The organism is Isoptericola sp. NPDC056578 (assembly GCF_042793275.1).
Taxonomy (GTDB): Bacteria; Actinomycetota; Actinomycetes; order Actinomycetales; family Cellulomonadaceae; genus Isoptericola.
In genome coordinates this window covers 24,823-33,627 of record NZ_JBHTVC010000052.1, presented here as the reverse complement: position 1 = coordinate 33,627, position 8,805 = coordinate 24,823, and the positions used below count along the sequence as shown (strand labels likewise).

At 72.7% G+C, this 8,805-nt stretch carries 8 protein-coding genes, 1 tRNA gene and 1 other RNA gene; 5 read left to right on the top strand and 5 right to left on the bottom strand.

Going from position 1 to position 8,805, the window contains the following annotated elements; translation table 11 throughout:
* Positions 1 to 143: 143 nt before the first annotated feature.
* Positions 144 to 1,034, bottom strand: a complete 891-nt coding sequence (locus tag ACFQ80_RS17535) for a MetQ/NlpA family ABC transporter substrate-binding protein (RefSeq protein WP_430564541.1) — start codon at positions 1,032 to 1,034, stop codon at positions 144 to 146.
* A gap of 406 nt (positions 1,035 to 1,440) precedes the next feature.
* Positions 1,441 to 1,537: signal recognition particle sRNA small type (ffs, locus tag ACFQ80_RS17530), an RNA gene on the bottom strand.
* 137 nt (positions 1,538 to 1,674) lie between these two features.
* Here ffs and ACFQ80_RS17525 point away from each other — a divergent pair.
* Positions 1,675 to 1,759 (top strand) — tRNA-Ser (locus tag ACFQ80_RS17525).
* Positions 1,760 to 1,899: 140 nt separating this feature from the next.
* On the opposite strand, the gene ACFQ80_RS17520 is transcribed toward ACFQ80_RS17525, so the two are convergent.
* Positions 1,900 to 3,342 carry an MFS transporter gene (locus ACFQ80_RS17520; protein ID WP_430564540.1) on the bottom strand — a complete coding sequence of 481 codons (1,443 nt, stop codon included), beginning with the start codon at positions 3,340 to 3,342 and terminating at the stop codon, positions 1,900 to 1,902.
* 155 nt (positions 3,343 to 3,497) lie between these two features.
* Between ACFQ80_RS17520 and ACFQ80_RS17515 the strand changes: the two genes are divergently transcribed.
* Together ACFQ80_RS17515 and ACFQ80_RS17510 are read left to right on the top strand one after the other, a co-directional pair.
* Positions 3,498 to 3,890 carry a winged helix-turn-helix transcriptional regulator gene (locus tag ACFQ80_RS17515; RefSeq protein WP_430551327.1) on the top strand — a complete coding sequence of 131 codons (393 nt, stop codon included), beginning with the start codon at positions 3,498 to 3,500 and terminating at the stop codon, positions 3,888 to 3,890.
* A 65-nt stretch (positions 3,891 to 3,955) separates the two neighbouring features.
* Entirely contained in the window at positions 3,956 to 4,711 is a 756-nt protein-coding gene (locus tag ACFQ80_RS17510; protein WP_430564539.1) for a class I SAM-dependent methyltransferase, read from the top strand.
* A gap of 30 nt (positions 4,712 to 4,741) precedes the next feature.
* On the opposite strand, the gene ACFQ80_RS17505 is transcribed toward ACFQ80_RS17510, so the two are convergent.
* A complete protein-coding gene (locus tag ACFQ80_RS17505; RefSeq protein WP_430564538.1) occupies positions 4,742 to 6,043 on the bottom strand; it encodes a glycoside hydrolase family 6 protein in 1,302 nt (433 codons plus the stop codon).
* Positions 6,044 to 6,248: 205 nt separating this feature from the next.
* Between ACFQ80_RS17505 and ACFQ80_RS17500 the strand changes: the two genes are divergently transcribed.
* Together ACFQ80_RS17500 and ACFQ80_RS17495 are read left to right on the top strand one after the other, a co-directional pair.
* Positions 6,249 to 6,545 (top strand): type II toxin-antitoxin system VapB family antitoxin, encoded by a 297-nt coding sequence (locus ACFQ80_RS17500; protein ID WP_380320948.1) that lies wholly within the window; start codon positions 6,249 to 6,251, stop codon positions 6,543 to 6,545.
* 61 nt (positions 6,546 to 6,606) lie between these two features.
* Positions 6,607 to 7,242 (top strand): LytR C-terminal domain-containing protein, encoded by a 636-nt coding sequence (locus tag ACFQ80_RS17495; RefSeq protein ID WP_430551330.1) that lies wholly within the window; start codon positions 6,607 to 6,609, stop codon positions 7,240 to 7,242.
* Between the two features lie 22 nt (positions 7,243 to 7,264).
* On the opposite strand, the gene ACFQ80_RS17490 is transcribed toward ACFQ80_RS17495, so the two are convergent.
* The gene (locus ACFQ80_RS17490; RefSeq protein ID WP_430551331.1) at positions 7,265 to 8,623 is read right to left on the bottom strand and encodes a uracil-xanthine permease family protein; all 1,359 of its coding nucleotides are present in this window, start codon (positions 8,621 to 8,623) and stop codon (positions 7,265 to 7,267) included.
* Positions 8,624 to 8,805 lie beyond the last annotated feature (182 nt).

The window sequence follows — 8,805 nt, the reverse complement described above, 5'->3', positions numbered from 1 at the left end:
CCCTTATCGACCACACTGGTCTGCGCTCCTCCGCGTCCGACCGTGTACGGCCCGTGGTCCGCACTACCTGTCTGCCGCCCAAGCGTCCCCAGCACGCCGGCCGGGGCGGCCGGGCTGGCCCGCGCTCCCCGGCCGTCGTCGGGTCAGGAGGCGTTGCGGATGTCGTCCTCGAGGCCGGCCAGGATCTCCTGCAGCTCCTCGGGCGAGTTGTCCTTGATGACGGCGGTGCCGCCGGACTGCTTCTGCTCGGCCGCGACGACCTCGTCGGAGTGCGAGATCTCGACCAGCTTTGCCAGGTCGGGGTCGCCGGAGTCCTCGGCCCGCGCCACCCACACGTTGATGTAGGGGGCGGCGGCCTCGGAGTCGGGGTCGTCCTGGAAGAGGGCGTCGTCCGCGGACAGCCCGGAGTCCTCGAGGAAGTCGTTGTTGACGATGGACGCGTCCACCGACTTGAGCTGGATCGGCGTCTGCTCGGCGGCGACCGGCGTCACGGTGACCTTGGAGCTGGGCAGCACGTCGGCCTCGGTGGAGACGGCGCTGCCGCCGTCCTTGAGCTCGATGAGGCCGGCGTCCTGCAGCACGAGGAGCGCGCGGGCCAGGTTGGTCGGGTCGTTCGGCACGGCGACCTCGCCGCCGGCGGGGATCTGGTCGACGGAGGTGTGCTTCTCCGAGTACAGGCCCAGCGGGTAGACGGCCGTGGCGCCGATCGGCGTCAGGTCGTCGTCGGCGTCGACGTTGTAGCCGGCGAGGAACTGCAGGTGCTGGAACTGGTTCGCGTCCAGCTCGCCCTGCGAGAGGGAGGGGTTGGCCTGCGTGTAGTCCTGCAGGTCGACCAGCTCGATGTCGAGGCCCTCCTCCTTCGCCTTGTCGGTGAAGACGGCCCACTTGTCGTCGGACGCGCCGACGACGCCGATGCGGAGCGTGCCGTCACCCTCGGCGTTGCCGGAGCCGCCGCCGCAGGCGGACAGGGTGAGGGTGGTGGCCGCCGCGATCGCGGTGACGGCGAGGAGGCGGGTGCGGGTGGTACGGGACACGGGTGGGTCCTTCCGGGCGGGCGCCGGGTACGGCGCCGGTGAGGGGTGGGGTGCGGCAGCCACGGCCATCAGCTCGAGGCGGCGGGAAGAGTGGTCCCCCGGCGGGCCGGGGAGGGCGACGACGACGTCGTCGGGCGATGCCGGTGCGGCGTCAGCCGAGCTCACACATTCGGCCCGGGATCATCGCGGGGCGGCACATCTCGCCGCGACGGCGGGTGCGCGCGGTCGAGGTGGCTGCGGGAGCGATGCGGGGCATGCCATCAGAGTGACCACCCGCGGCCCGGTTCACCAAGCCGACGCGGGGAGAATCTCACGCAGTGGACGATTCTGCGTCCACATCATGGATTCTGTGACCCGCGGCACTGTCGCGACGCTGCGAGGGCGGGACCAGCCGACCGGCCGGGACGTAGAGGACCCCCCGCACACCCACCAGAGCTCACTTACCCTTGCTGCCTTCCGGCCCTGGGGGAGTTCGGCGAGATGGTGCCGCACGAGGGGTCTGCCGGACAGCCTAACCGAGACCCCGCCCCGTCCCGAAACTCGGGGGCGAGACCGCCGTCACCCCCGCAGGATTCGGAGCCACGGCGGGGTGTCGGCTATTCTTCTGGGGCTGCCCGCGCAGGATGCGGGTCGCGCTCCAGGAGGATTCGCCTAGCGGCCTATGGCGCACGCTTGGAAAGCGTGTTGGGTTCACGCCCTCGGGGGTTCGAATCCCCCATCCTCCGCCGACCGACGGGGCTCGCACCACACGGTGCGGGCCCCGTCGTCGTTCACGCGCCCTTCTCGTCGGCGGGTCGCCAGATGATGTCGCCCACGTAGGCCTCGACCTGGGGGCGGACCCCCGCGAAGTCCGTCACGACGCGCGTCATCGGGCCCGCACCGCCCGCACCCCGACCACGGCGACGACGACGCCGACGGCCGCGGCGACCGCCGGTACCACCAGTGCGGCCTGGTACGACCCCAGGAGCGCGGCCGACGACGTCTCCGCACCGAGCGCCGCCACCTGGACGGCCGTCACGCCCGAGATGCCGAGCGCGGCGCCCAGCTGGAAGGACGTGTTCACGAGCCCGCCGGCCAGCCCCTGCTCCTCGGCCGCCACGCCGTCCGTGGCCGCGCTCACCAGCGGCCCGTAGGTGAGCCCGATGGCCAGCGCGACGAGCAGGAAGCTCGGGAGCATCGCCGCGTACGGCCAGTCGGCACCGACGCCCAGGAAGATCACGTAGGCGACCGTGGCGATGACGAACCCGCCCACCACGACCCGGACGTTGCCGAACCGCCGCACCAGCACCGGGGTGAGCAGCGGGGCCAGGACGACGTCCGCACCGAGGACCAGGAAGGCGAGGCCGGCCTCCAGGCTGCTCCAGCCGCGCAGCTCCTGCAGGTAGAGCGTCACGACGAACTGGAAGCCGAAGAACGACGCCGTGAGCAGCGCCGCGCCCAGGTTCGCCCGGACCAGGGGCGACGAGCGCAGGATCCCGAGCCGCACCAGCGGCGACGCCGACCGGCGCTCGACGGCGACGAAGGCGGCCAGGAGCGCGGCGGAGCCGAGGAAGACGCCGACGGTGGTGGCCACGCCGTCGCCCGGGTGCTCCAGCCGGACGACGCCGTAGACGAGGAGCAGCATGCCTGCCGTGATCGTCGCGGCGCCGGCCAGGTCGAAGCCGGCCCGCGTCGCGGCACGCGCGGGGTCGCGGGGCAGGACACGGACGGCGGTCGCGAGCAGGACGGCCGCGAGCACGACCGGGGCGAAGAACACCCACCGCCACCCGAGCGACGTCAGCAGCCCGCCGGCCACGACCCCCAGCGAGAACCCACCCGCCGCGATCCCCGAGTACACGAGCACCGCACGGTCGCGCCGGGGCCCCTCGGGGAACGTCGTGGTGAGCAACGACAGCCCGGCCGGGGTGAGGAACGCCGCGGCGACGCCGGTGACGAACCGGGAGAGCAGCAGCACGCCGCCGCTGTCCGCGAGCCCGCCGAGACCGGAGAACACGAGGAAGACGACCAACCACACGAGGAACATCCGGCGGCGCCCGAGCAGGTCGGCCGCCCGCCCGCCGAGGAGCATGAACCCGCCGTAGCCGAGGACGTAGGCGCTGACGATGCCGCTGAGGGTGGCCGTGGACAGCCCGAGGTCGGCGCGGATCGCCGGCAGCGCGACGTTGAGCATGCCGATGTCGATCCCCTCGAGGAAGATCGCGCCGCTGACGACCACCAGCACCGCGAGCTCGCGGCCCGCCGGTCGGCCCGGTGGGCGGGCGGGTGCCGCCGGGCGGCTCGCGGCGGCGTCCGTTGCGGGTCGTGACATGGGCGGCTCCGTTCTGTCCGAGGGTTCGGTTCCTGTTCGACCTGTCGGTTCCCTCTTGTAACTGACCTCACCCTGGGGCAGCATCGACGGGTATGGAAGAAGGCACTTTTCCCGCACCCGGTTCCTGCGAGGGAACCGACAGGGAGTTCGACGTCATGAACTGGGACTCCCGAGAGGACTGCGAGGTGCGGCAGATCCTCGACCGCGTCGCCGACAAGTGGTCGCTCCTGGTGATCGCGCTGCTCGAGCGCCGCAGCCTGCGGTTCACCGAGCTCAAGCGCGAGATCGACGGCATCAGCCAGCGGATGCTCACCCAGACGCTGCGGCACCTTGAGCGCGACGGCCTCGTGCGTCGCACGGTGTACCCCGTCGTCCCGCCCCGCGTGGACTACGACCTGACGCCCCTCGGCGCGAGCCTGCACTCCACGATCAAGGCGCTCGTCACGTGGACGGAGGAGCACCAGCGGGAGATCGCCGTCGCCCGCACCCGGTACGACCGGCAGTCCGAGGCCGACGACGCCCCGCGGCCGGCCGCCGCGCGGGCCTGACCCGGCTCCCCGTCCGCGCCGAATTCCCGTGCCCGGGCAGGGCGGCTCTGGGCAGGATGTGCGGCATGGACCGCACGTTCGACGAGCTCGTCGCCGAGGCCGACGCCGCACCGATGTCCGGCTGGGACTTCTCCTGGCTGGAGGGCCGCGCCACGGAGGAGCGCCCGAGCTGGCGGTACTCCCGCCTCCTGCACGAACGACTGGGCACCGTCGACGCCGCGCTCGACCTGCAGACCGGCGGGGGCGAGGTGCTGGCCGCCGCGCCGTCGCTCCCCCGTCTCCTCGTCGCCACCGAGGGGTGGCCCCCGAACGTCGCGGCGGCGACCGCGCGGCTGCACCCGCGCGGCATCGCGCTGGTCGCGCACGACGACGAGTCGCCGCTCCCCTTCGGCGACGCGTCGTTCGACCTGGTCACGAGCCGGCACCCCGTCGTCCCCCGCTGGGCGGAGATCGCCCGCGTGCTGCGCCCGGGCGGCGCCTACCTCGCCCAGCACGTCGGGCCGGCGAGCGTCTTCGAGCTCGTCGAGTTCTTCCTCGGCCCCCAGCCCGAGGACGTCCGGCGCGGCCGCGACCCGCAGGACGAGGTGGCCGCCGCCCGCGCGGCCGGGCTCGAGCTCGTCGACCTGCGGGCGGAGCGCCTGCGGATCGAGTTCCACGACGTCGGCGCCGTCGTCTGGTTCCTGCGGAAGGTGGTGTGGATGGTGCCGGGCTTCACCGTCGACGCCTACCGGACCGAGCTGCGCGACCTGCACGAACGGATCGTGGCCGACGGCCCGTTCGTCGCGCACTCGGCCCGGCACCTGGTGGAGCTGCGCCGGTAGCCCGGGGCCCGGCCGCCCCGGGCGGCCCGCTCAGGTGAGGGCGGGCACCGCGAGGTCGACCAGCTCGTCCGCCTGCTCCACGAACCACTGCCCGGCGGGCGGGTCCACCGTGCCGCGCTCAGGGTCGAGCGGCCCGCTGGTGCCGCCGAAGCACTGGCCGTCGGACTCCCCCGGCACCTTGATCCACAGGTAGGCGTCCACCAGCGGCTCGCCGGTGTCCAGGGTGGGCCGCAGGCCCAGACCGCGCGCCGGCGGGTTGCACCAGTCCTCGGCGTCCGCGTACACGTTCTCGGACGTCGCCGGGTCCCACGGCCCCCGCCCGTTGCGCGACGTGTCGACGACGAACGGCGTCGTGGCCCGCACGTCACCGAGCTGCTGGGCGTACCGGGAGTCGACGCCGGCCGTGCTCAGGGCCGGGTCGGCCGCGTCGGCCGACCACCGTCCGTACGGCGACATCTCCACGCCCGACCAGCCGTTCGCGGGGCCGCCGTTCCAGTACTGGTTCCCGCAGTCGCCGAACGCCCCGCCCGCCTGGGTGACGAGCGCGAGGCACGACGAGATCCACCGCCCGTACGCCACCGAGTTCTCGGTGTACTGGTAGTTCGAGGCGTTGAGGAAGAACCCGTCCGCGCGCTCGACGCCCGCCTTCAGGAGCCGGTCGGCGTTGTCGCCCACGTTGAGCCACTTGCTGTTGCCGGCGTCGAGGTAGACCTTCGTGCCCGGCAGGGCGCCGAGGGTGTCGACGGCGTGGCGCAGCATGGTGAACCGTTCCGCCGCGGCCGTCGCCGGGTCCGCCTCCTCCGGCTGGCACCACTCCTGGTTCCCCTCGACGGTCGTGTACCAGGGGATGATGCCGAGCCCGTCCGGCTCGAGGACCACGACCGCCCGCTTGTTCCCGATCCCACGTGCGAACCCGTCGATCCACGCGGTGTACTCCGCGAGGGACGTGGCGCCGCCCGCGGAGTACTGCGCGCAGTCACGGAAGGGGAGGTTGTAGGCGACCAGCACGGGGACCGCCTTGTCGGCGTGCGCGTGCACGACGACGTCCTTGACGTCCTGCCTCACCTCGCGCGGCGTGCCCCCGGTGAACCAGGTCGCCGTGGGGACGCCCGCGAGCGCGAGCGCGTCGTCGCGCGCGTCCCCGGTCAGACCCAGCTCCTCGACGTGGCCGATCGTCGAGCTGTCCGGGTCCACCCACAGCTGCGGGTCCGGCCGCGGTGGCGGCGCCGCGGACGCCGAGAGCCCGCCCAGGGCGAGACCCGCGGCCGCGGCGAGGACGGCGACCGCCCGGACCGTCGGGCTGGAGGGACGACGAGAGGAACCGAGGACCACGGCGATCTCCTTTGATCGGCGCCCGCGCGATGAGAGCGCTCCCACGCTGCTGTCGGTCCCAGCGTGCCACAGCGTTCCGACCGAGGCCAGGGTGGGCACGCGTCGCAGCCCCGCCGGGCGCCCGTGACGGGATCGTGACGGGATCGTGTCCGTATCGCGAGGCAACGAGACGGCCGGTCACAAGCCCACCCCTACGATGGCAGCCATGATCTTCAAGGCCGTGGGGGACGGCCGTCCCTACCCCGACCACGGGCACGTCACCGCCAAGGACTGGGTGGACGTGCCGCCGCGCCAGGTACGGCTCGACGAGCTCGTCACCACCAAGCGCACGCTGGACCTCGACCACCTGCTCGCGGAGGACTCCACGTTCTTCGGCGATCTCTTCGCCCACGTCGTCGAGTACCAGGGCGTGCTGTACCTCGAGGACGGTCTGCACCGCGCCGTGCGGGCCGCGCTCCAGCAGCGGCCCGTGCTGCACGCCCGGGTCCTCGTGCTCCGGTGACTCCCGCCACGACCGGCGGCGCTCCCGCGAACGTTCCCGCGAACTCGGGTAGTTTCTTCGCGTGACATCACCTGCCCCCGACCCGGTCCGCGAGACGCGCCGCAAGCGCGAGCACGAGCGGCAGGCCGTGGTCTTCGGGCTCATCATCGCGTTCCTGCTGCTCGCGGGCCTGGCGGCCGCCGCGATGTACTCGGGCGCGTTCAGCTCGCCGTTCTCGCGGCCCATCCACACGCCCGTCGCCGAGGCCCCCCAGCCCGAGCCGTGCCTGCCGCAGGTCAAGGGCCAGCCCGACGGCGCCCTGCCTGTGGCGTACTCCAAGGTCAAGGTGCGCGTCTACAACGCCGCCGACGGCAGCGAGCCCCTCGCCGGCGCGAACGAGGACGTGCTCAGCGAGCGCGGCTTCAACATCGTCGACACCGGCAACTGGGTGGAGCAGCTGGGGCAGTCGGAGGTGCGCTTCGGCACCAAGGGCATCACCCGCGCCTACACCCTCGCGGCCCAGTACCCCGACGTCCGCCTCGTGCTCGACGACCGCAAGGGCAACACCGTCGACCTCCTGGTCGGCGAGGAGTACAGCCCGCCGCTCAGCGAGGACAGCGTGCTGCTCGACGCCGAGACCCCGATGAAGGACGCCGAGGGGTGCGAGCCCGCCGACGAGATCACGCCGATCCCCCAGGTGACCCTGCCCAAGAAGTAGGGCCGGGCCACCCGGGCGGGCGTCAGTCCGTCACGTCGGCCGCGGCGGGGGCCGACGCCGGCGAGGCCGGCTCCTGGCCGGTGCCGCGCCACCGGGCGATCGCGCGCATGCCGTGGTAGATCACGAGCGCGGACGCGGTGCCGATCGCGATGCCCTCGAAGGTGAGGTCGCCGGCGGCGAACGTGAAGTTCGCGATGCCGATGATCAGCGGGACGGCGGCGGTGGTGAGGTTCACCGGGTTGCCGAAGTCCACCTTGCCCTGCACCCAGATGCGGGCGCCGAGGATGCCGATCATGCCGTAGAGCATCGTCGTCGCCCCGCCGAGCACGCCCGCGGGGATCGTGGCGACGAGCGCGCCGAACTTGGGCGACATCGACAGCAGCAGCGCCGTCGCCGCCGCCACCCAGTACGCCGCCGTCGAGTACACGCGGGTCGCGGCCATGACGCCGATGTTCTCGGCGTAGGTCGTGGTGCCGGAGCCGCCGCCGACGCCCGCGAACGTGGTCGCGAGACCGTCGGCGAAAAGCGCCCGGCCCGCGACGTCGTCGAGGTTCTTGCCGGTCATCGCCGCGACCGACTTCACGTGCCCCACGTTCTCCGCGATGAGCACCAGCACCACGGGCACGAAGAGGCCCAGCACCGCCGGGTCGAACGACGGCGTGACGAAGTGCGGGAAGCCGAACCAGCCGGCCTTCGTGACCGCGGCGAAGCTCACCTGGCCCTGGAGCAGCGCCGCCACGTAGCCGATCACGACGCCGACCAGGATCGACAGGCGGCCGATGATGCCCTTGAACAGCACCGTCACGAGGATGATCGCCGCCAGCGTGATCGTCGCCGTGAGCGGCGCGGCGCGGAAGCCGCTGTCGCACGCCTGCACGATCTCGCCGTCCACGACGGACTCCGTGCAGGTGCCCCAGGCCGCCGGCGCCAGGTTCAGGCCGATGAGCGCGACGATCGTGCCGGTGACGACCGGCGGCATCACGACGTCGATCCAGCGGGCGCCGGCGAAGTGCACCAGCGCGCCGATCGCCGCGAGCACGACGCCCGTGACGAGGATGCCGCCCACGGCCACGGACTCGCCGTGCGAGGCCGTCGCCGCGGTGATGGGGGCGATGAACGCGAAGCTCGACCCCAGGTAGCTGGGCAGGCGGTTCCGTGTGATCAGCAGGAACAGCGCCGTGCCGATGGCCGAGAAGAACAGCGTCGTCGCGGGCGAGAACCCGGTGATCAGCGGCACGATGAACGTGGAGCCGAACATCGCCACCACGTGCTGCATGCCGATGCCGATGGTGCGCGGCCAGCTCAGCCGCTCGTCGGGTGCGACGACGTCGCCGGGGGCGACGTGCCTGCCGTCACCGTGCTTGGTCCAGCCGAGGCTCATGGTGCTCCGTCCGTCGGGCCCGCGTGCGGGCCGTCGTGCTCACCGCTGTCGCTCGCCCGTGAACGTCCGGTGAAGATTGCCGCCGCACAGCGTACTGGCCGGACGCCGAGGTAGTTCACCTCCCGCCGCGGTTGTTTGTGTGACACGGGTAGCGAATAAAACGGCGGGGGAGGATCTAACAA

What these genes read in the sequence shown, in the direction of transcription:
- ACFQ80_RS17520 (WP_430564540.1), bottom strand. Translation starts at nt 3,342, where the DNA reads ATGTCACGACCCGCAACGGACGCCGCCGCGAGCCGCCCGGCGGCACCC.
- ACFQ80_RS17515 (WP_430551327.1), top strand. Translation starts at nt 3,498, where the DNA reads ATGAACTGGGACTCCCGAGAGGACTGCGAGGTGCGGCAGATCCTCGAC.
- ACFQ80_RS17510 (WP_430564539.1), top strand. Translation starts at nt 3,956, where the DNA reads ATGGACCGCACGTTCGACGAGCTCGTCGCCGAGGCCGACGCCGCACCG.
- ACFQ80_RS17500 (WP_380320948.1), top strand. Translation starts at nt 6,249, where the DNA reads ATGATCTTCAAGGCCGTGGGGGACGGCCGTCCCTACCCCGACCACGGG.
- ACFQ80_RS17490 (WP_430551331.1), bottom strand. Translation starts at nt 8,623, where the DNA reads ATGAGCCTCGGCTGGACCAAGCACGGTGACGGCAGGCACGTCGCCCCC.